The sequence below is a fragment of the Flintibacter sp. genome, assembly GCF_046973065.1.
The window spans coordinates 14,622-36,889 of the sequence record NZ_JBKVXZ010000034.1 but is presented as its reverse complement, the minus strand read 5'-3'; the positions used below and the strand labels follow the sequence as shown (position 1 = coordinate 36,889).

21 protein-coding genes are annotated in these 22,268 nt (G+C 51.3%); 14 read left to right on the top strand and 7 right to left on the bottom strand.

The genetic code is table 11. From position 1 onward, the window contains the following. The 5 genes from ACLTXB_RS12340 to ACLTXB_RS12320 all read left to right on the top strand — a co-directional run. Positions 1-233, top strand: a 233-nt coding sequence (locus tag ACLTXB_RS12340; RefSeq protein ID WP_428227222.1) for a hypothetical protein, incomplete at its 5' end; no start/stop codon positions are given. A gap of 110 nt (positions 234-343) precedes the next feature. Further along, positions 344-1,042: a DUF3990 domain-containing protein gene (locus tag ACLTXB_RS12335; protein WP_428227221.1), complete on the top strand. Its 699-nt coding sequence runs from the start codon at positions 344-346 to the stop codon at positions 1,040-1,042. Then, the gene (locus ACLTXB_RS12330; RefSeq protein WP_428227220.1) at positions 1,008-1,670 is read left to right on the top strand and encodes a helix-turn-helix domain-containing protein; all 663 of its coding nucleotides are present in this window, start codon (positions 1,008-1,010) and stop codon (positions 1,668-1,670) included. The genes ACLTXB_RS12335 and ACLTXB_RS12330 overlap by 35 nt, the downstream gene beginning before the upstream one ends. A 505-nt stretch (positions 1,671-2,175) precedes the next feature. Further along, positions 2,176-3,147: a MobV family relaxase gene (gene mobV, locus ACLTXB_RS12325; RefSeq protein ID WP_428227219.1), complete on the top strand. Its 972-nt coding sequence runs from the start codon at positions 2,176-2,178 to the stop codon at positions 3,145-3,147. Between the two features lie 13 nt (positions 3,148-3,160). After that, entirely contained in the window at positions 3,161-3,535 is a 375-nt protein-coding gene (locus ACLTXB_RS12320; protein WP_428227218.1) for a hypothetical protein, read from the top strand. Between the two features lie 8 nt (positions 3,536-3,543). On the opposite strand, the gene ACLTXB_RS12315 is transcribed toward ACLTXB_RS12320, so the two are convergent. From ACLTXB_RS12315 to ACLTXB_RS12285, 7 genes are all read right to left on the bottom strand, one after another. After that, positions 3,544-3,837 (bottom strand): DUF6809 family protein, encoded by a 294-nt coding sequence (locus tag ACLTXB_RS12315; protein ID WP_428227217.1) that lies wholly within the window; start codon positions 3,835-3,837, stop codon positions 3,544-3,546. A gap of 131 nt (positions 3,838-3,968) precedes the next feature. Further along, entirely contained in the window at positions 3,969-5,783 is a 1,815-nt protein-coding gene (locus tag ACLTXB_RS12310) for a hypothetical protein (RefSeq protein ID WP_428227216.1), read from the bottom strand. Position 5,784: 1 nt separating this feature from the next. Then, entirely contained in the window at positions 5,785-7,773 is a 1,989-nt protein-coding gene (locus tag ACLTXB_RS12305; RefSeq protein WP_428227215.1) for a site-specific DNA-methyltransferase, read from the bottom strand. Continuing rightward, positions 7,763-8,476: a hypothetical protein gene (locus ACLTXB_RS12300; protein WP_428227214.1), complete on the bottom strand. Its 714-nt coding sequence runs from the start codon at positions 8,474-8,476 to the stop codon at positions 7,763-7,765. The genes ACLTXB_RS12305 and ACLTXB_RS12300 overlap by 11 nt, the downstream gene beginning before the upstream one ends. After that, positions 8,476-11,340, bottom strand: coding sequence for a DEAD/DEAH box helicase family protein (locus ACLTXB_RS12295; protein ID WP_428227213.1), 2,865 nt, complete (start codon positions 11,338-11,340; stop codon positions 8,476-8,478). Before ACLTXB_RS12295 ends, ACLTXB_RS12300 begins: the two co-directional genes overlap by 1 nt. Before the next feature lie 18 nt (positions 11,341-11,358). Beyond that, a complete protein-coding gene (locus ACLTXB_RS12290; protein WP_428227212.1) occupies positions 11,359-12,060 on the bottom strand; it encodes a hypothetical protein in 702 nt (233 codons plus the stop codon). A 99-nt stretch (positions 12,061-12,159) separates the two neighbouring features. Then, positions 12,160-12,654 (bottom strand): sigma-70 family RNA polymerase sigma factor, encoded by a 495-nt coding sequence (locus ACLTXB_RS12285; protein ID WP_428227211.1) that lies wholly within the window; start codon positions 12,652-12,654, stop codon positions 12,160-12,162. Positions 12,655-12,766: 112 nt separating this feature from the next. Here ACLTXB_RS12285 and ACLTXB_RS12280 point away from each other — a divergent pair, with 112 nt between their 5' ends. From ACLTXB_RS12280 to ACLTXB_RS12240, 9 genes are all read left to right on the top strand, one after another. Further along, entirely contained in the window at positions 12,767-12,997 is a 231-nt protein-coding gene (locus ACLTXB_RS12280; RefSeq protein ID WP_428227210.1) for a helix-turn-helix domain-containing protein, read from the top strand. A gap of 78 nt (positions 12,998-13,075) precedes the next feature. Beyond that, the gene (locus ACLTXB_RS12275) at positions 13,076-14,143 is read left to right on the top strand and encodes a tyrosine-type recombinase/integrase (RefSeq protein WP_428227209.1); all 1,068 of its coding nucleotides are present in this window, start codon (positions 13,076-13,078) and stop codon (positions 14,141-14,143) included. A 218-nt stretch (positions 14,144-14,361) separates the two neighbouring features. Next, positions 14,362-15,333, top strand: coding sequence for a DUF6017 domain-containing protein (locus tag ACLTXB_RS12270; protein WP_428227208.1), 972 nt, complete (start codon positions 14,362-14,364; stop codon positions 15,331-15,333). Between the two features lie 43 nt (positions 15,334-15,376). Continuing rightward, a complete protein-coding gene (locus tag ACLTXB_RS12265; RefSeq protein WP_428227207.1) occupies positions 15,377-15,925 on the top strand; it encodes a hypothetical protein in 549 nt (182 codons plus the stop codon). 402 nt (positions 15,926-16,327) lie between these two features. Next, positions 16,328-16,705, top strand: coding sequence for a fimbrial protein (locus tag ACLTXB_RS12260; RefSeq protein WP_428227206.1), 378 nt, complete (start codon positions 16,328-16,330; stop codon positions 16,703-16,705). A gap of 6 nt (positions 16,706-16,711) precedes the next feature. After that, complete coding sequence (locus tag ACLTXB_RS12255; RefSeq protein WP_428227205.1) at positions 16,712-17,422, top strand: hypothetical protein; 711 nt, start codon at positions 16,712-16,714, stop codon at positions 17,420-17,422. 264 nt (positions 17,423-17,686) lie between these two features. Beyond that, entirely contained in the window at positions 17,687-18,691 is a 1,005-nt protein-coding gene (locus ACLTXB_RS12250) for a hypothetical protein (RefSeq protein WP_428227204.1), read from the top strand. A gap of 10 nt (positions 18,692-18,701) precedes the next feature. Next, positions 18,702-21,611, top strand: a complete 2,910-nt coding sequence (locus ACLTXB_RS12245; RefSeq protein ID WP_428227203.1) for a VirB4 family type IV secretion system protein — start codon at positions 18,702-18,704, stop codon at positions 21,609-21,611. A 131-nt stretch (positions 21,612-21,742) separates the two neighbouring features. After that, positions 21,743-22,264, top strand: coding sequence for a DUF5697 family protein (locus tag ACLTXB_RS12240; RefSeq protein ID WP_428227202.1), 522 nt, complete (start codon positions 21,743-21,745; stop codon positions 22,262-22,264). The last annotated feature ends 4 nt before the right edge of the window (positions 22,265-22,268 follow it).

Genomic DNA, 22,268 nt, shown 5'->3' with positions numbered 1-22,268 from the left:
CGCAGCGGGAGGGATTCGAACCCTCGTGCGATTGCTCGCAAACTGATTTCGAGTCCTTGGAAGCGGGTGTCTTTTGGAGCATTTTGAGCGCTTCTCTGCGCCTTTCAGAATGCCGGAAACCCTTGATTTTACTGGGGTTTCCGGCGTTTTTACTGTCGGCACAAGACTTTGGGAATTTTCCCGTCAAAGCAGATTTCCCGGAAAAGTGTGAGCATTCTGTTAGCGTTTTGTGAGCGCAAACCGTGTTGACTCTCTTTGGTTGACAAAGTATCGTTACGGCGATATACTGATGTTGAATAGAACAGTATCGCTTTGACGATACTGTTGCAAGGAGGGAACCGGCATGGACAAAACACTGACGCTGTACCACGGCTCGTCTTTGATCATCGAACGACCCCAGTTTGGAAAGGGTAATCCGTTCAATGACTATGGCCTCGGCTTCTACTGTACGGAGACTTTAGAACTGGCAAAGGAGTGGGCCTGTTCCATGGAGCAGGACGGCTTTGCTAATCGATATTCATTCCAGACTGACGGCCTGTCCATTTTGAATCTCTCCGACGGGAAGTACAACATCCTGAACTGGCTTTCCATTCTTCTCATGAACCGCAAATTCAACCTCAGTTCCGACATTGCCGTTCAGGGCAAAGAGTATCTGGCCAGTACCTTCCTGCCCCCCTATGAGAACTACGATGTCATCATCGGCTATCGTGCCGACGATTCCTACTTCTCCTTCGCCTCCGCGTTTCTGAACAATACCATCTCTTTGGCGCAGCTTGAGCGGGCCATGTTTCTGGGCAAACTGGGAGAGCAGGTGGTCCTGAAATCGGAGCAGGCTTTTTCCCACTTGCACTTTGAAGAGAGCATTCCCGCAGAGCGCACCATTTACTACCCCAAGAAAGCCACCAGGGACAGTGAGGCACGGGCCGCCTTTCGTGCGGAACGCAAAGCGGCTCCGGTGCGTGACGCAGTATACATGATTGATATTCTCAGAGAGGAGTGGAAGAACAATGACGCCCGCCTACGAGGAAATGTACTTGAATGACGCCATGCGCGCCATGGGAGAGATGCTGGACTACGCAGTCCATGACTGCGGGTGTAGCGGTGATTTGTTTTTCACACAGTTTCTCTCATCCGGTGTAGCGGAACAGTTTGAGCGGGGCAACCCAAAGTTTGTGGGCGGTATGTCCGGTGTGGAACTGGCCCTTGAGGTGTTTCGCCGGACCACCGGACAGATTCCCGGTGCGGACGCAAGCGCGTCCGAGGAGAAGTCACCGGAGTACTGGGCCGGTTGGAGTCTCGCCTACTACCAGTGGAAGACCGGAATGTCATTTCGGGAGATCATCTCCCACGGATTGACCGTGAGCAGAGTCTGCTCCATGTATCTGCTGCACGAAGCGGACATCAGTAAGTTTGCAGAAGCAGCGGACAAGGTGATTCAGGAAAATCTCAGTGAGGGCGAGACGAACCTGAAGCGCATCCGCAGAGCAAATGGCTTTTCCCAAAAGCAGCTTGCGGAAGTCTCCGGTGTTGCACTTCGGATGATCCAGTTGTATGAGCAGAGACAGAACGACATTAACAAGGCGCAGGCATCCACCTTGAGCGCACTGGCCAGATCTCTGAACTGTCGGCTGGAAGATTTGATGGAGCCGCAGATTACATCCGGCGGCTGAGCGAAACACAGTGATCATACTTGATAGCAGTTTATTTTGACAGCGTCTGCGAAGAATCGCAGGCGCTGTTTTCGTCTCTGCAATAACTCCCGTCCTTCGTCCGCCCGCAGGCACGTTTTTGCCGCCCAGGAGGGGTACACCCCTACCCCCAGTGAAGGGCGGCAAAAACGGCGGCAAAGGGGCGCAGGCTGCGAGCCAGTCAAGGCCTGTTTCCAGCGCAGCCGAAGCCGCAAAACGGGGTCCCGGGGTGTCCCCGGGCGCACGCCTTGCAGCCCCACGGGGCGGCAAGGTATAGTGCGTTATACCGCCCTGACAACCGCACGCGAAAATGCCCGGCCCGCCTTGTAGGGGCCGGGCATTTCTCGTGGGCGGGGAAACCGCCACAACGCCAGTCTGCCGGGTTTCACAGTAGTTTTCTTGCGGCGGGTTCCATATGGCAGGGCGGTATGTGAAAAAGCCCTCGTCCACCGCAGACCCACCATTTCAACGAAAGGAGTTTTGTGTGATGCCTTACGCCATTATGCGCTTTGAGAAACGAAAAGGCGGACCGGCCTCCGCCATCGAGAAACACCACGAACGGAAAAAGGAGCGGTACGCCAGCAACCCGGATGTGGACACCGACCGCTCCCATCTCAACTACCATCTCATCCAGCCACAGCACAAGTACTATGCTGAAATCCAATCCCGCATCGAGCGTACCCAGCGGGAGAACCCCAAGTGCAAGGTGCGCAAGGACAGCGTGAAGTTCATCGACACCATTGTCACGGCCACACCGGAGTATCTGGATCACCTGCCGCCGGAGCAGGTGCGCCGCTACTTTGAACGGGCGCTGGACTTTTTCAAGACGGAGGTTGGAGAAGCGAACATCTTTTCCGCCGTGGTCCACATGGATGAGCGAAACCCGCACATGCACCTGTGCTTTGTTCCGCTGACGAAAGACAACCGGCTGTCCGCCAAGGAGGTGATTGGAGGGCGGGACAAGCTGGTGGAGTGGCAGGACAAGTTCCACGATCACATGGCGGCAGAGTTCCCGGATCTGGAACGTGGTCAGTCTGCCGCCGTCACCAGGCGGAAACACATTCCCACCTGGCTCTACAAACAATCCCACCGGCTCACCGACGAAATGAAACAGATCCGTACCGAGCTGGAGCAGATCGGGACGCTGAATGCCAAACGGCAGAGAGAAAAAATTCTGAAGCTGCTGGAGCAGTGGTATCCCCAGATCAACGCCTTTGAAGCAAAACTGAAGCCCTACGATGATCAGATTCGGATTTTGAAACAGAACGCGTTGAGCGACCGGCGAGATGCAGAGCGTGCCAGGTGGGAACAGCATCAGGAGCACCAGGAGAAGATGTCTCTCATCTACGAGCTGCAGGAGTGTCAGGATTTTATTGACTCCATCCCCCAGGATCTGCAGGAGCAGCTGAAGGAGTGCTATGAGGCGCAGTTAGAGCAGGAACAGCAATTCAGATATTGAGGAGGTAATCAACATGCGTAATCAGTACACATCCACATTTGAGCAGGACTATCCCTGTCGTGCACAGATCATCCGCTGCAAAGCGGACCGCGACGCTGCGTCAATGGATGACTACCGCTATCCGGAGGAGAGCGGTTCTTTTACCGGGACACTGACCTTCCGCTGCTGGCACAGGAGCAAGCCCATGCTACTGTGCTTTTTTGATGCGGATGACGGCCGCAAGATCAAGCTGTCCGTCTGGTGGCAGAGCTGGGGTGTGAATTACTCTCCATCGAAAACCCTGATCAACTTTGCCGACGAGGTGTTTGACGGTTCCCGTTGGCACTGTACCTACCGGAAGAAGTCCAACGGTTATATCCGCTGGGAGAGGGCGGAGCAGTTGGACTGACCAGATGATTAGAGAAGAGCGTCCGGGCCGAGATCATCCTCCGGCTCCGGGCGCTCTTCCATGTAGTGATTCAGTTCGTTTGCCATTTCCCACGCCAGACGAAAGCCGCAGATGAAACTATCCGCGGAGCGTTGCTCTATCATCAGGTTCTGGGCGTCAATGATCCGCAGCACCAATTTCCGCTCCGGCTTGTCCAGCCGCTCAATGAGCTGCCGGTGGCAGGTTTCTACTTCCTGTTCGGATTCCACCATAGGCAGAGGGGTATAGAATCTGTTGTACAGCAATCTCAGTGTTTCGTTCATGTGCCTCGCCTCCTTGTAGCAAGACACAATAGCACATATGATTCGAGAAGTCTATACATATTCCCCTCACAACCGAGGACAAGTATATCGAGGCCAAAGCCGTTATTCTTAGTACAGATCCTTGAAAATAACTATGACCTGTAGTCCGAATTTCTCCATAGATTTTCTATGGGAAACCCATCAAATAGTTTTCTTTCGTTCTCATTCATTCGCTCATAAATCAAATCAGCTTCTTGAAAACTCTCTAATAAAATGCTCGCAGCAAATTGGTACGGAAGGATAACTTCCGGCCTTTTGAGCGTTAGAAGATACTCCTTCTCTTCTGTAGATAAAACTCGACGACGTTTTTCAATTTGAAGGCGATTAATGGCAATAAGTTCTTTCGGAGTATCACGGTGTTCCCCAACAAAGGATAACAACTGAAGGCACACATCTAAAATTTTTAAATTTTTGCTTTGATCATACAACTTTAGAAGTTCTAAAGTGAGATTAATAATTCTGTCTCCGTATGGAGTAGAGTACGATTGCTTTTCAACTGACTGTACAATTTCATTCAAATCGACATTGTCAAGTTCCGATAACAAAGTTGCATCCATTAGGATGTAGGGACTGATTGCAAAACCATCATTAGGGGATTGGCCTGCCTCGTCAGTCATTTTGAGATTTTCCATATCAAAAAAATTCGACAGATATACACCTTTGCCATCCTCTGATTTTTTTAGGTTAAGCAAAACAGAGATACCGCCAAACTCAATTTTACCATATGCCAATACACCATCGAAGGAAAAGGGAACTGGAACGCCTTGATCAATTCCGATTACAACATTTCGCAGCTTTTGATATTCCTCATCAGTCATCTTTGCCAGATTCAAATCTTTTTTTACATGAAGCCGTTCTAAAACTCTTGCTATTGTCTGCAGCCAAGAAAGTTTTTGCTCCATTTCTTGTTGAGTATGCCCAGTGAGTTTGAAATCCTCGTAGGGCAGTACCAAAGGGCCTATTTTAACAGGCTCTCCCCGCATTAGAGCTGTCAATAATCTCAATTGGCGTATTTGCTCATGTAAGGTGTCACATGAATTATACTGGAAATTGAGCTTGTCCTTAGAGATTGTCCCGATGATACCCGGTCCCAGTTGAAAGGACTTTATGTTTCCGGTTTTCCGAATAATATCAATCTGGTCATATAGCACTTCACCATTCACTGTGACTTGTATGTTTTGGTGGGTGATAATGGCTTCTGGCCGGATGAGATCGATGGCAAAGTTAACTTCGACTCCCGATGGTTTTGCGTAGATGCATATTTGATGCTGCAACAACTCCTCAAGTATATCATCAAATTTTTTTAAGCCAAACCCTGGTACCGAGAATCCCAAATGATCTACCACCATTCCGCTCGTTGCCAAATCTTTGAGGCTTTTAACATGTGGAAGTAACATCTGCTGCTTTTCACGATTAGTCAGAAAATCGGATAAGATGCGTACAAGTCTGCTTTTATCCTCGACCGGGAACTCTTCAAGGGATATCTGTTTCGTTTTTTGATTTCCGGCTTGCTCAAGCAGTCTTCGTAACTGGAAACGCAATAATGGTGCATAAAAAATTCTGTATTGCTCATCCGTTGTTATTTGAACCACGAAAAAGATGGCGCCACCATCTCGGAAAAAGTTGCGCAGATCAGCTACCTCGACTTGATAAACTGCCTTTTTTTGAAGCATTCTTACATGGGTTCCCTTCACCTGGACCGGAATTCTGCCGACAAGTTTCCTTTTGGGGAATGATGTCTGTGACGAATACAGGCTTATTTCACCATCCCAAGAAGGCGCTTTATCTCCAGTTGGGATAGTTGGAACAACAAGTCCTGTGCTTAAAAGGGCACTTTCTAATCTATTGACAGCTATCCTTTCAACCCATTCAGTATTGACCAATTCCTTTGTCTTTTGCTTCCTCATATCATATCCCCCACTCTGTCTCATCTCCGCAGATATTGCGGATCTTCAAACGAAGGGGTTTCTTTTCACCGTAAATGGTCCCATCCCAGAATTCTTTGGTTTTCTCACCGTTGCGGATGACATAGCCGTTTTTATCAATTTTAATTTCACTGTCCGAGTGCCATTCTCCCTGGGCTGCGGAGCAATCCAGGCTCAGGTATTCGATGAGCTCCAGGCCGTCCTCGCTGACCTCAATAGGCTTAAAGGGCTTTTTTGCCGTGGCATTCATTCTGGCTTTCTCATTGAATTCGGTAATCTTCTGCAGCACACGGTCGCTGACAAATGTGTCCACCACCACGGCATAGCCGCCGAAGAGGTCGTCTTTCCGCTCCTCGGTATGGAATTTGGCATAGTCGCCGATGACCACATCATCCAGAACGGTTTTCAGATCACGCAACTCAATTTCCACGGTGGTGCTGTCGTCCTGGGCAATGAATTTGCGGATTTCCTCCTCACTGGTGATATCGATGTAGTAGACGATGACTTTTTTGATACCGGCGTCCAGGTCGGGAATGGCCTGATGGATGATACGGTTCATCAGCACCACATCCAGCAGCTTGGAGGTGCTGTCCATCAGGTTGGGAACATAGACGGGGATAGTACCCAACTTGCTGTCGGTGATGGCCCCCTCCCAGAAGGAGTCCAGGGAGTCCTCGTTTTTCAGACCGGGGATCAAAGACTTGATCTTGTCCATGGTTTGGACTGGGTTGCGATAGAGCTGCACGCCGTCCTTGATTTCCAGGACATCGAACTGTGCTCCGTCTACTTTCAGCCGGTCCCGAGTGGTCTGGATAGAGTTGAGGCCAATGTCACAGTGGATGAAACGACGGCCCAGCTTGTTGGCCACCGCAGCGGTGACGCCGCTGCCGCCGAAGAAGTCGGCTACAAGCATTCCTTCGTTGGAAGAAGCCTTTATGATCCGTTCTAATAGTGCAAATGGTTTTTGAGTGGCGTAATCTTCTTTTTCTTTTGCCTGTGAATTAATGGGGTTGATATCACTCCACAATGATTGGGCAGGCATCCCAGGTAGTTCATCCAAGTAAACCTTTGATCGAATTCCACCAGTTTTTGTTATATGGATTCTACCCTCACGATCCATTTTCTCCATCGTTTCAAGTGGCATTCTCCAAAGCGAACGGTAACCTTTATATTCATAATCATACCCTCCGCCTTGAAGTCCTTTTGCGGTCAAGTTTCCGCTGTCCCATTTTCGGCCATCTGGATCACTTCTACTGAATCTTGCAATATACGCCTCATCATATGGTTGATAAACAGTGTTAAAAGTATAATTTTCTTGTGACTTAGTGTAGAAATAGATGCAGTCAAAATTGTTTCCATAGAACTCCGCATCACTGTGTGCAGTTGCGCGTTTCCAGATAATCTCGTTTCGGAAATTATCTTCTCCAAAGATCTCATCCATTAGAACTTTCATATAATGCCCGATGTGGTAATCCAAATGCACATAAATGGACGCAGTTTCGCTCATCACACTTTTAATGGACATGAGGTTCTCGTACATCCAGTTGAGATATTTTTCTTTATCCCATACATCACCGTACATCTTTTCCTCAAAGGCTTTCAGCTCGTCAATATCCAGTTCCTGCTCTGCCTGAGCAATGGCCTCAGCCACCTTAGGATTACGGCGGAGATACACCTTTTTGGCATAGTCGGCGCCGCTGGCAAAGGGCGGATCGATGTACACCAGGTCCACCTGGATACCCTGCTCCTTCAAATAGGCACAGGCGGAGACGCACTCGCCCCGGATGACCAGGTTGCCATCCTTGTTTTCCCCCACGGTCTCCTGTCTTTCCATCTCGTACAGGGGCATTCCACGCTGGAGCACCATGGACATATCATCCGCGCCCTTATACTTGAGAACACGGTTAAAGTTTCCCAGTACAGCTTGTCCTTCCACAGGCTCCGGGATAAAAGGCACATATTTAATCGGCATGGTCGGATACCTCCTGGATACTCATATTAAAACTATCTACTGTACCTCTACCATTGTTATTTTTAAAGCCAATAAATAACATTTGCACATACTCATATCCGATCATATTTCTCAAGGTCAGATTGATCTCCAGGTCAATATGTGGCAAAGAGAGTTCTTCCTCATGAAGACTACAATCAAAATTTAACTCTTTGAGCAGAGAATTGTTAGGTACAAAAAGTCCTTTTTCACAGGGAACATTATAAATCCTTCCATTTATAGAACCACTTGCTTTAATTACAAAAACATCATCCGTTCCAACATTGGCCAATGTAATGTATTTTTTCAAATCATGATTATAGTAGGAATGCTCAAATCCATCTATTCCCGCATCTTTTAACTTTACATGTGGAACAAAATATCCGATCTTAGATTTCTTTTCCAAATCTAACATCTTTTCATTAATGCGTTCCAGGCTTTTCTGCATTTCCATGTTATCTTTTTGCTGTCGCTCTGACTGACGGATTACAATGTATGTTAACGCCGCTGGAAATGCAATTGACATAATGTCATACCATGTGTCCAAATTAAAGTAAAGTGGTATTTGGTAGCCATACTCTCTATATACGCCATCTATTAGTGTATTGAGAAGATATGGAGCAATTAAAAGAATTGCAAAAACTCCAACGGCTACAAGTATATTACTAAAGCGAACACGTTTCATCAGTCATTCTCCTTAAAGAACTCACAAATTTTCCTGTGCGTCAGCACAAGCCTGTCCCGCTCGGGCAACGTATCCTCCAAATACAGATACTCAAACCGCGCATAGCCAAAGGCGGCGTTGTTCTGCCGAAGGAACTCCGTCTCCACGAAGGCCTTTTTATCCTTGAATTTCGGATCGTTGGCATAGGCTTCGCCCTTGGTCTCGGCGATCATAGCCTTATGGATCTTGCCGTCTTTGCGCTGGAGAATGAGAAAGTCCGGCGTGTACATCCCCACATACTGCCAGGTACCGGCGCTTCGTTTGTAGCACTTGATCTTAAACTCCGTCATGGCCCGGTCGCCGTTGTAGTAAACCTCAAGCCCCAGATGCTCGATTTCCGGGAAGGTCAGCACCTCCCGCAGAAATACTTGCTCGAATCCGCTGTCCGTGTGGTAAGGCAGATAGTGGAAGGAGCGATCCTTTTGGGGGTGGGAAGAATACTTTTTGCGGAGCATGGTCAGGACATCTTCCTGCCCCATCTCCTGGGCCAACTCCATCATCGCCTGTGCTTTCTTGTCTAATTTCAGCTTACCCTGGTCATCCAGAACGATTTTTTGTATCGTCTCCTGATCTGGATAGTAATCTTGGGGGTGTTCGGTCTCGATTACCTGTGTAAAGTTGGCAATGTTCAGCAGGCTGGCCGACTGAGGTATCCGCTCTTCACGGGTCTCGTAGGAGCGAAGGGCGCAAAAGGTCTTGCGGATATTCGCCTCCACCTGGAGCAGATGATATTTGGAATTGAAATACCGCGAGCCATCCCGTTGATAAGTGATTTCCTCAAAGATAGACCTCAGTTGGGCATCATAGGGCTGCAATTCCTCCATGGTAAGAGTGTAGAGGGAACTGCGGACGATGCTATAAAGCCAGGCAGAATAAGACGCTGGGACAGTACCGTGTTCCTCATTATCCACTCTGGTATCCGTTATCTCCATAGAGAAATCGGTGGTTTTAATGGTGCCTGCTACAATACTTGCATTTTTGTAAACATTCGGGAGTGTTTTTTCCGGCTCAGCGGGGTCTACGATCAAAGTTTCATAATGGATCTTCAGCTGATAGAAGTCCACCTTGGGCAGATGGAGATGATCGGTGCGGTCATACCGAGCCAGCGACACTTTATGGTGATCCGCCTCACAAAACTCTTTCAGGGAGATATGGTGCTGTTTCAGCAGTTGAGCGTTTAGTTTTTCAGCATTGCTGCTGTTTAGATAGATCAAAGCCGTTTCCAGTGCGTCTTTCTGTACCTGACGCAGGCAGCGGCAAGCGGTCTGCAGCACCATGTTTTTGGGGCAATCTCCCTCTTGGGAGAGAATGATTCCCGTCAGGCTGCGGCAATCCCAGCCCTCTTTTCCGATCTGCACCAACAGCACAATGCGGATTTTTGAGAAAGGCTGATCCAGGCTGTCAAACTCCATCTGGCTATCGGCCGGCTGTGGATACTGCTTATTGCCTTTGTGGAATTTCAGAATGGCATCACCGGAAAGCCCATACTCCGCCGCGATACGAGCTACTATGGGGTAGACCATCTCCTCCAGCTTTTCAATGGTTCCGCAGTAGATGCCCAGCTTGGCCAGTGTCCCGCCGGGATATACGGTGTCCTGATAAGCATCGAGAAAATCCCTGACACCATTTTCAATAATGCGACTACTGTCAGGAATATCTGCAATTTTCACAATGGGCCGCTTGAGAAAGTTTCCTACGCCGTCGATGAGCGGATAGTAATAAACGATATTGGAAATCTCCGCCGAGGATACGGAGAGGCCATCGGTCACCTTAATTTTCTCTGCCTTTTCCAGATAGGGTGTACCGGAAAAGCCAACCACGGAATTAACGGTCTGATTCTTCGCCCACTTGCTGACTACGGCGCGGAGCTTGATCTCGTCGCTGACCGCATGGTGGACCTCATCGATGAAAATGGACAAGCCAGGGAGTTTGCCGATTAGGTTGCGCAGCTCATTGGCCTGCCGGTCCTTTTCATCATCGCTCTCTTCAAACATACTAATTTGCCCCAACTTCTCCTGAATGCGATCCAATATCACCTTTTCCGCATTGGTGACTGCCACCAAGCCAAACAGTTCAGGCAGCGGTTGATGGTTGGCGATCTTCTGCACATTGGGATTCTTCGTCTTATTGGATTTGTTGGCGGTCTTGCCTTGATCCAGCACTTCAAAGGAGATCTGACGCTTGATTTCCGATGCCGCTGGTTGTGGGATCACCCAAGAGGGATCAAATCGCTGGATGGTTTTCAAACTGGGCACGACTGAGGATTTCAGCCCAGAGGGAGCGAAGATCATGAAGTTATGGGCAAAGGCCGGATTATAGGGCTCGTTTTTGGCAAAGTACAGATCCAGATAAATAAATGCGGCCATCAGGTAGGTTTTTCCAGCACCCATGGGCAAACTGAACAGATAGTCGGTATAAGATACCCCGTAAAAGGCAGATTGGAAAAAATCTTCATAATTAATGCTCTCCGGGTCTTTGCGTATCTGCTTTTCCAGCTTTTCGGAGACCTGTTCGCCGGAGTCGGTTTTCAAACAGGCGTACTCGAACAGTGCAGCCGCGGCCGGATGGCTAAGTAAAAAAGTCCTTGTCTTTGCAGAAAGTTCCTCTTGCTCCAAATCCAAAGTGTTGAACGCTCCCTGGCAGAATAATTTTGCCAGAGGCGCACAACCGCAGGCAATTTTCAGATACAGATAGGTTTTAATGGCATCTATCTGGGCATCGCGCATCTGGTTTGCTTTTTCAATATAAGCGATGATTCCCTGGGCAGTACACTCGGAGGACGCAAACCAACGGTTCCGTGCGTTGGTGATCATTTGGTAAAACATAGGTATCCTCCTTAATGGTTAATCCGGATGCGAAATTCGATCTTTTTCCCGGAACACCTTCACATTATAGTAATTTCGGCACTTAGTCCCGCAGAATTCGCTCTTTGCGTGGGTGTTGTAGTACACCTTTCCGCAGTTTTTGCAGACCTTCAGAGGTATCGACTCCGCAGAGATCATGGAAGCATAGGCAAATCGGATCACGGATTCCAAACTGCGGACCTCCCACACCAACTGAGGATTTGGGCCGCTGGTCAGCCGATAGCTGAGAAAACCGGACAGATCCATAACCCTTGGATTGGGTGTAGGAACCAATTCGCCCTGCACGGTAAGGAAGTGCTGATACAGCATCACAAAGTTGCTCTGGAAAAATGATACATCTTCACCATATTCCCAACTGTTCAGCGGGCGGTAACACGGGGGCACATTGGGGTCTTCCGTGGCCCCTTCCACCTTCTCGGCATTCAGGCCCAAGAGCCCGTAGCGGGCCGCAAAAGCGGCACACAGGCGGTTTTTGTCCGGTGCTCCCATGTGCAGTTGCCGCCCCAGTTCCAGTGCGTCCGCCACCAGAGGGCCAGGCTGCTCCGCGCAGTTATAGGTGAGGTCAGTTGCACCCTCCGCAGGGATCAAATATTCCCCGCCCCACTGGTGCGGCTTGATCTGATAGGCCGACCACCGCGTCCACAGGACATTCAGACTGGGAAACATTGGCTTGAAGTCCATAACACTTCCTCCGTTGTAATACTTGTAATCAATATATCATCTTTCGTTTTGGGGTGCAAGCAAGCACCCCGTTTTCTTTTTGTTAAGGTGTAAGTACGATCAGAGATCTTCTGGTTTTCGCTGGCCGGTGACCAGAAAGCGGATCTTCTCCAGCGCCTTCTGCCGCTGCTTGGTGATGTTCCGGGTGGTACACCCCATCTGTTTGGCGATGTCCTTGGTTGGGATGCCAAAGACGATATTCAGCCTTAAAATCTCCTGCTGCTGGGGCGTCAGTTCCCGCATGGCCCCGCTGACGGGGTACTCCGCCACCAGATTGGGCAGATCCTCCGCCTCCTGTGAAAAGATGATGTCCAGCCAGTCATCCTCTTCATACAGCTTCAGACTCTCGGGAATCTGGTATTGGCCATCCGCGCTGATTCCTCCGTTCAAACAGGATAGATCAAAATCATCCCTGCGATCCTCGTGCCTGCGGTCATTGTTTTTGTCGTAGTCATCCAACGCCTGCACCACTCCATCCCAATCTCCCTGCTGGGCCAACGCCTGTAATCGCTGCTCCAACCGCTCTTCCTTCAGGTCCCACATGGTCTTCTTCAAGTTTCTCATCTCCCTGGTTCCGTTTTTGGCCGTCTCACCGTCTATATAATAGGCGGTGTAATTTGCGTAATAATTATAATCAATTACAAAATAAAGTCAAGGGGGTGTGACCATGACCAGAGAAGAAAAAGGGGCGACCCGTTACCGGGCCATGTTCCGACATTATCCGGATGCCCTGACCCCGGCCCAGGTACAGGAGATGCTGGGGATCGGCAGACGGATGGTCTACGGACTGCTGCGCAGGGGAGAGATCCAGAGTGTCCGCATGGGACGGCTGTACCGCGTACCTAAGATCGCGGTCATTGACTACCTCTGCGCGGTAGATCATGCAGAAAAGACTTGAAAACAGCGTCCACGCAAGGTAACATCACAAGACCTTGAATGGACGCTGTTGATTTGAGAGGAGGAATGGATGGTTCCTATGAGCAATCGAGAAGTTACCGGAAGTCTCTTCGAACGAAACGGCCGTTACACCGCTGTTTTGAACCTGTATGATAAAAATGGAAAGCGCAGGCAGAAGTCCGTTGCCCTGGGTATTCCGGTGAAGGGCAACAAGCGCAAGGCCCAGGCCCGCCTGGAGGAATTAAAGAAGGAGTACAGTTCCGGGATCATGGAACCGGAACCCCCACAGGAGGAATCCCCACTGTTTGCGGACTTCCTGAGGGAGTGGCTGAATATCACGGCTCCCACCATTGAGCGTACCACTTACCAGAGTTACAAGGGCCTCATCGACGCCCGGCTGGACGCGTTCTTCCGGGAGCGTGGACTGCGACTGGAGGAACTGGAGCCCAAGCACATCCGGGAGCTGCACCAGTCCATCTTCAAGGATGGTTGCAACGCCAACACCGTGATCCACTACCATGCTGTGGTGCGCAAGGCGCTGCAGTATGCGGTGAAGAACGGGATGGTAAATGAAAATGTGGCCGACCGGGTGGACCGGCCCAAGAAGGGAAAATATCTGGCGGCGTTCTACTCCAAGGAGGAACTGGCTGCCCTGTTTGAGGCCACCAAGGAGGACTCCATTTCTGTGGTGATCCAACTGGCCGCCTACTACGGCTTGCGGCGCAGCGAGGTGCTTGGCATCCGCTGGAGCGCCATCGACTTTGAGAAGGGCACCCTGTCCATCAACCACAAGGTCACCGAGGGCATCGTGGACGGTAAGGTCCGGCTCTACACCGAGGACAAGTTGAAAACCAAGTCCAGTTTCCGCACGCTGCCTCTGATCCCGCCAGTGCGGGTTCTGCTGGAGGAGCAGTGTGTCCGGCAGCAGAAGTACCGGAAACTGTTCAAGAAGTCCTACTGCACCGACTACCTGGACTATGTGTGCACCGACGAGATGGGCAAACTGTTCCGGCCCAATTACATCACCGACCATTTTAAACTCCTGCTGAAGCAGCACGGCCTGCGGCACATCCGGTTCCATGATGCCTCTGTTATAATAGGACTAAGTCGGCAAGCCCTTGTGCCGCAAGGAGTTGCGCTGATTTAGTCCTGACATTACAGCAAAAATTCGACATGGGGAGGTTGATAAAACTGTCGAACATCGCGGCATTGCCGCGTTACCGAGTAAGCCGGCCTGCGGGTGACGATTCACCTGCAGGCCGGCTTTTTTTGTGTTTATTTTTACTTTTGAGAAGTTGAGAGGCGCCCCCAGTGACGATTTTTTTGTCACTGGGGGCGCTTATTTTGTTTTTTCAGGAGGCTGCCATGAGGCCGTTGGAATTAGATTATTTCTATGGAAACGATGCGGAGCAGTTCACCTTCTACCGTATCCCCAAGGTGCTGTTTACAGATCGGCGATACAAGTCCGTGTCCGTAGAGGCTAAAGTGCTCTACGGTCTCCTGCTGGACCGCATGAGCCTGTCCATTCGCAGCGGCTGGCTGGACGCCGATGGGAGGGTCTATATCTACTTCACGCTGGAGGAGGCTATCGAGTTTCTGGGCTTTGGCAAAGATAAACTGGTAAAGCTGTTTCAGGAGTTGGACCGGGATCGAGGAATCGGACTGATCGAGCGTAAGAAGCAGGGCCAGGGCAAGCCCACCAAAATCTATGTCAAAAATTTTATCATTCCCGAGGACGTACCCTTGACTTCTGAAAAACCGAAGTCTGACCCGCCGGCTGCTACCCAGACTTCTGAAATGGCGAAGTCAAGACTTCTGCACAGCCGAAGTGCAGACTGCGGAATTTCCGACCCTAATAATACTGATAAGAAAGATACTGAATGGAGTGATACTGAGTCTATCTATCCCCCTCTGCCCCCACAGCCCCAAAACGGTGGCTGGTGCCGGCGACGATTGATGATGGATGAGATAGAACAGTGCAGAGAACTGGTCAAAGAGAATATCGACTATGAGCGCCTTCTGGAGGAGCACCCCTACGACCAGGAGTTGATAGACGGCTATGTGGAACTCATTGTCGAGACCTGCTGCAGCCGCCGTGAGTATATCCGGGTCAATCAGGAGGATATGCCAAGGGATCTGGTGAAGAGCCGCCTGCTCAAACTGGACAAGGAGCATATCGCCTATGTCATGGACTGCCTGAGCAAGAATACAACGCTTGTAGGCAACATCAAGGCGTACACACTCTCGGCGCTCTACAACGCCCCCATCACCATCAGCCAGCACTATACTTCCTTGGTCAGTCACGACATGGCCCAGGACGCGGCGGCAGGCTACTGATAGCACAGCTCCGATTCTGAACAAAGCAAAGGAGAGTTGAACAATGCCGAAAAAATTGATCAAGCAGGATGTGACGGAAGACCCCCGCTATCATGATACCTGGCGGTTGCTGAAAAAATACCGCGATGTGGTATGGAGCCTGGAGTTGTCCGTCCAGCAGATGAAAAATCAGTTCCAAATCGAGTACGGCAGCAACATAGAGGATTTTTTGGAATCTGTTTATCTGGCTGGCGCTGACTTGGGTGGTACTGAACTGGAGGATCACGCTCGCTGCATTGAGCGCAGCAACAAAATGCTCACCCTGGTCAACAACTCCATTGAACTGCTCCGTACCCATCACAAGTATGGCGAGGACTACTACTGGCTGCTGTATTATTCGTTCCTTTCCCCCCAACAACTTAAAAATGTGGAAGAAATCATTGAACAGCTCCGCCCTCATATCCGGGACATCAGTTTCCGTACATACTACCGGAAACGGAAGGCGGCGGTTGAGGCGCTGAGTTCCGTCCTATGGGGCTATACAGCCCAAGACAGTTTGAAAATTCTCCAGCAGTTTTTCCCAAATAACTCATTAGGTGGTGGGCGCAAATGAAGGTTGGCCTGATTGATGTGGGCAGCTGGCGCTACAACAAACCCTATGCCCCAAGAGAGATACGGCTGTTACAGCGATGGTGTAATAACCGGCGTTTCTTTCGTGCGGTCCCTCATTTTTACGATTTCGATCCCCGAAGAGTGTGAGCGTTCTGTAATTATTTTTTGGCGCAAACATGGCACAGAATCGGCAGGATAATGGCGTTGAATTGCTATTGATAGGTCAATCCTAAAGTGGTAAACTGACCATGCTCAAAACTGTACCTCAACTGAAAACGGTCATAGGAGGACGCCTTTACGGCGTCTTTTTTCTGCCTTCCTATGGCTTGGGAAACAGCGCTCGGCTCGCCGGGCGCTGTTTCTTTTTCCAAGAGGACAAAATCAGCAAAAGGAGGTTCGCTACTTGAAGCAGAAAAAGGCCCCGATTCAACCGAGGAGGCGGCGAAGGATCAGTCCTTGCCGCATCCTCTACATGGCATATCTCTGTGCCTGCCTCTCCGTATTTCTTGTTCAACCGGCCTCAGCGTCCACCATCTGGGAGAAGGCCAGTGAGATCATGCAGGATGTCTACACACAGATCCTGACAATTTCCACCATCGCCGCCATCGTCACCGCGTCAGTGGCCCTGTTGATGATGAATTTCTCCCGCTCCGGTCGGACGGTGGACGAATCCCGTGCCTGGCTCAAGCGCATTGTCATTACATGGGCCGTGCTGAACGGGCTGGGGTTCATTATGAGTTATGTCACGCCGTTCTTCTCCGGCGGCCAGTGGACACCGTAACCGCTCATGGGTATCTTAGACGGTATCGTAGAGTGGATCGCTGAACAGATCATGCACGGCCTGGACTTGATCAACACATCAGTTTTGGGCGCCCTGGGCTGTGACATGACTGTCTTCCTGCGGTATTTCCCGGCAGCTGCTACGATGTATGACATTTTCGTGGCGCTAGCCATTGGTTTGATCCTGCTGCTATGGGTCTGGAATCTCTTTCGGAATTTCGGTTTGGGTCTGGGCTCCGAGGCAGAGGATCCGGTCAAACTGAGTATCCGCTCTATCCTGTTTATTGCTCTTGCCTGGTATGCGGATGAGATCGTCAACACAGCTCTTCAAATCGGCGGCACCCCGTACAACTGGATTCTGTCCTCCGCGCTTCCCAGTCTGGACTTCGCCAGCTTCAATTCAGTAATGCTCACCATCATTGGCGTGGTGGCAAATGGGGCGGTGGCCCTTATTGTGCTGATCCTGACCCTGATTTTGGCGTGGAACTATCTGAAACTGTTGCTAGAGGCGGCAGAGCGCTATGTGCTGCTGGGCGTACTTGTTTTCACCGCACCGATCGCTTTCGCCATGGGGGCGTCCCAGTCCACTTCCAGCATCTTCAAAAACTGGTGCCGTATGTTCGGAGGGCAACTGTTCCTGTTGCTGATGAACGCCTGGTGCCTGCGCTTGTTCATCAGCATGGTCGGCGCCTTTATCGCCAACCCACTTTCCATCTGAGGAGGGCTTATCACGAAACGAAGTATCAGAATTTCTGCCGTTTTTGTGCTTGTACTTCTGCTTATCACCGCTCTCTCGGTTCCAGCCTTTGCGATAACGGAGGCGGAAGTAGAGGCCCAGGTCAGCGCTACAAGCAGAGAAACGGTCACAGGAAATGTGTTGATCTGGTTCCTGTGCGCTATCGGCTTTCTGAAAGTATCTCAGAAAATCGACAGTTTCATGTCAAGTCTGGGCGTCAATGTGGGCCAGACTGGAGGTTCGATGTTGGCAGAAGCCGTAATCGCCACCCGTGGCGTTGCGGCAGTAGCCGGCGCCTTTGGCGGCGGAGCGCGCCATTCAGCCGGCAGTTCTACCCGGGGCGTATCTACCGAGACTACCGGCCCGTTTGGCGGGTTCCTAAAAGGAGGCCTTGCAGGTGCTGTCAGCCGTAAGGTGACCCGCGATGCGGTGAGGACAGCCACAACAGCGACTTCTGCTGTGAATACTGTTACGTCCACAGCGGCAGCGGCTGTTTCCCAGTCCAGAACGATCAGGGAACAGCAGGCCGACACCATCCGCCAAACCGATACACAAACCGGGACACATCAGGAAAACCAGACGGCATCTGCTCACTCCGCATCCACTGAAACAATTTCCCAGACGGCCCAGCAGACTGAGATGGCCACCGCCAAGACTTTTCAACAGTCGGAGCATACTGCACAGCAGTCGGCCACACAGACCACATCGCAGGTATCCCATACGACCTCCACGGTAAGGCAGGCAGATAAGCGGGCGGCCGCGCCTGGCTTCAAGGGTGTCGGACTGGGCGGCGCCATTTTCGCCAAGTCCCTGCTGTCAGGCGGCAGTTTTGCCAATGACATTATTGGAACGGTAGCTAGGGGTGATATACGTTCCACCGGTTCTATCACCGGGGATCTGGCTGCCCAGTCCATTCGTTCTTATCTGGGTTGCGCCGGCGAAGAGGCATCCGGCAAATCGCCTCTCACTTTTTCCAACGTGGAGATCGGCGGCGGGAGGATCACTGGCATGGTGAGCAAGCCAGGTATGTCTGAGCCGATAGCCTTCAGTATGTACCATGCGGATCAGTATACGGAACCCAAGGACGGTTTCTCCAGAATCCGAACTGTGGACGGCACGCTCTGGTATACGCAACTCGCTCAAGATGCTGTGGAGCGTAAGCCCTACAAGACCCTGGATGATACGGTGGCCTATCAGGAGAGCATCGTAAAACGGCTGCCTGACCCGCCAAAGCGCAAGGATCGGATATAAGGAGCAGCCTATGAGAAATGAAGAACGGGACGTTTATGTGATCCCCCCCAATTTCATTGAGGGCGGTACGCTCTTAGGCGGGATGTTCAAGACCCGCAACGTCATCGAGGCGGGTGTCCTGGGACTCCTTGTGGGCCTGCCTGTCCTCAATTTAGGTATTTCCCTCACCACACGGGTCATCATCCTGTGCCTGACTGCCCTGCCGCTGGTACTGGTCGCTCTTATCGGCATTTCCGGCAGCAGTCTCTCCGCCTTCATCCTCCAATTCTTCCGTTTCCTGCGTAACCGCAGGGTTCTTAACCGGGAGCCGCCGACGGATAGCGGGGAGCAGAAAAAGTCAATACTGCCAAGCTGGCTTCGTAAAAAACAAACGGAGCAGGAAGCCCAGGAACAGGAGACGATGCCGGTCAGCCGCAGCAGCCTCCGGTTCGACAGGAAAGAGCGCAAGGTCACCCAGCACAAGACGTTTCTTCCACCGGAGGAAAAGGTGACGCCTCTCAATCTGCTGGCGGATTATGTTCCCATCGAAAAAATCGAGAATGGTGTGATCTACACCAGAGACCACCGCTATGTAAAGGTCGTGGAAGTCGTTCCGGTCAATTTCCTGCTCCGCAGCGCCCAGGAACAGCGCGGTATCATCTATTCCTTTATCAGCTATCTGAAAATTGCCCCGGTCAAGGTACAGTTCAAGGTGCTGACGAAGCGCGCGGATATCGACCGCCATATGGAGACGGTACGGAGGGAGTTGGAGCAGGAAACAGACCCACACTGCCGGATGCTGCAGGAGGACTACCTGCGGCTGATCCAGCAGCTTGGCTCCCGTGAGGCTATCACCCGGCGTTTCTTTCTGGTCTTCGAGCATGAGGAATTGCCGGGCACCCGCCGCGGTCATGAGGAAGAGGAGGCCATTGCCTCCCTCCAGACTGCCGCCCGAACGGCTTCCAACTACTTGCGGCAATGCGGGAACACAGTAATCGTGCCGGAAAATGAGGATGAAGCAGCCAGCGAGATTCTTTACAACATTCTCTGCCGCAAGGAGAGCAACGAACAGCCCTTTCCCCAGAAACTGAAAAGTGTGCTGACAGAGTATCTGGCCGCTGGGCGCCCCCTGGACAACATCCCTTCCAATGAGTTTTACGCCCCTGCCCAGGTCGATTTGACCCACGGACGCTACATCTGCATCGATGGCGTCTACTATGCCTATCTGATGGTACCATCAGACGGCTATAATTCGCAGGTACCCGCCGGCTGGCTCAGCCTGATCGTCAATGCCGGAGACGGTATTGATCTGGATATGTTCCTCTCCCGTCAGCCCAAGGACCGCATGATCCGCAAGTTGGGCCAGCAGCTCCGCATTAACCGGAGCAAGATAAAAGAAACCAGCGACACCAACACCGACTTTGACGATTTGGACGGCGCGATTCGGTCCGGCTATTTCCTCAAGGACGGCCTTGGCAACAACGAGGATTTCTATTACCTCAATCTGCTTATCACCATTACCGCCACCAGCGTGGATGAATTAGAGTGGAAGTGCGCGGAGATGAAAAAACTCCTGCTGTCTCAGGATATGGATGTGCAGCCCTGTTCCTTCTGTCAGGAACAGGCTTTTTTATCGTCCCTGCCTCTGGTCAGCCTGGAGCGCAGCCTTTTTGAACGCTCCAAGCGCAACGTGCTGACCCTGGGCGCAGCAAGCTGTTATCCATTTACCAGTTATGAGATGTGCGATGACAACGGCATCCTTTTGGGTGTCAACAAGCACAACAACTCCCTCATCATTGTGGACATCTTTGATAGCCGGGTCTACAAGAACGCCAACATAGCGATTCTGGGCACCAGTGGTGCGGGCAAGAGTTTTTCCATGCAGCTCATGGCCACCCGGATGCGGCGTAAGGGCATTCAGGTCTTTATTGTTGCGCCGCTGAAGGGCCATGAGTTCCACCGGGCTTGCTCCAATATCGGCGGTGAGTTCATCCAGATCTCCCCGGCCTCCCAGAATTGTATCAATGTCATGGCGATCCGCAAGGTAGACCGTTCCGTGGATGAAATGCTGGACGGACCCGGTGTGGAGAAGTCCCTGCTGGCTGCGAAAATTCAGAGACTTCATATTTTCTTCTCCCTGCTGATCCCCGACATGAACCATGAGGAGCGGCAGCTTTTGGACGATGCCCTGATCCGTACCTACGCACAGCTGGGTATCACCCACGATAACAGCACACTGGATGACCCGGACTATCCGGGCCAGTACCGAACGATGCCGGTACTAGGTGATCTGTACGAGGTCTTGAAGGAGTCCCCGGATACCAAGCGGCTTGCCAATATCATCAACCGTTTGGTTAATGGCTCCGCCCGAACCTTCAATCAGCAGACCAATGTATCTTTGGACAATAAATACACCGTCCTCGATATTTCCGAACTGACCGGCGACCTGCTGACAGTGGGGATGTTTGTGGCGCTGGACTTTGTCTGGGACAAAGCCAAAGAGAACCGGACGGAGGAAAAGGCCATTTTCATCGACGAGTGCTGGCAGCTCATCGGAGCCAACAGCAACCGTCTGGCCGCGGAATTTGTGCTGGAAATTTTCAAGATCATTCGCGGCTACGGCGGGTCGGCTATCTGCGCTACTCAGGACATCAACGACTTCTTTGCTCTGGAGGACGGTAAGTACGGCAAAGGCATCATCAATAACGCCAAAACGAAGATCCTACTCAACCTGGAGGAGGAAGAGGCACGGCGTGTCCAGTCTATCCTCCATCTCTCTGAGGCGGAGGTCATGGAGATCACCCATTTCGAGCGGGGCAGCGGCCTAATCAGTACCAATAACAACAATGTGACGGTGGAAATCAAGTGCAGCCAGTTGGAGAAGGAACTGATCACCACTGACCGCAGGGAACTGCGGGAACTGCTGGGGCGTGAGAACTAATGCGGCTATATTGCGGTGTGCCTATGCATCCAATCTCCGTGTGCGTCTCCATGACGGCGCTATGACGGAAACGCCTTGCCAGATATGCGTCTTATGACGGCGGTATTACGTCGGGAGGAAGGTATCACAAAATGAAAACACGAACGGAACTCTATGGGAAGGAAGCCAAAAGCCTGCTGCGGGACATCACCATGTACCGGGCATTGACCGAGGAGCAGGTTCTTCGCCTTTATCCCAGCAAGCGGGAGACGATGAAAAATCTGCTGTCTTATCTCACCAAGCAGGACCGCATCTACTATATTGACGGCCTGTACTGCCCCACGCCGGAGTGCGCTGAGGATATTGACCGCGGCCTTCTGGCCGCAGTCTGGGTGCTGGCGGATTTTATTGACCAAGTGGAGTACCACTCAGTTGCGGAGTATCCCGCCAAAATCATCTTCTTCGCCGATGGCGAGATCTATGAGATCATCCACGCAGCTCAGGGGAAAGATACCCTTTTGTCTTATGTTCTATCTTCCACTGGAGAGCACCCCTCCAGATACCTGATATTGGTGGATGACCCTGGACAGATCGAACAGCTTCAGATCCCCAACGCCAGCGGCTACTGCACCGTGTCTCCGGAGGGAGATGTTCACTACTACCAAAAGGAATAAAGGA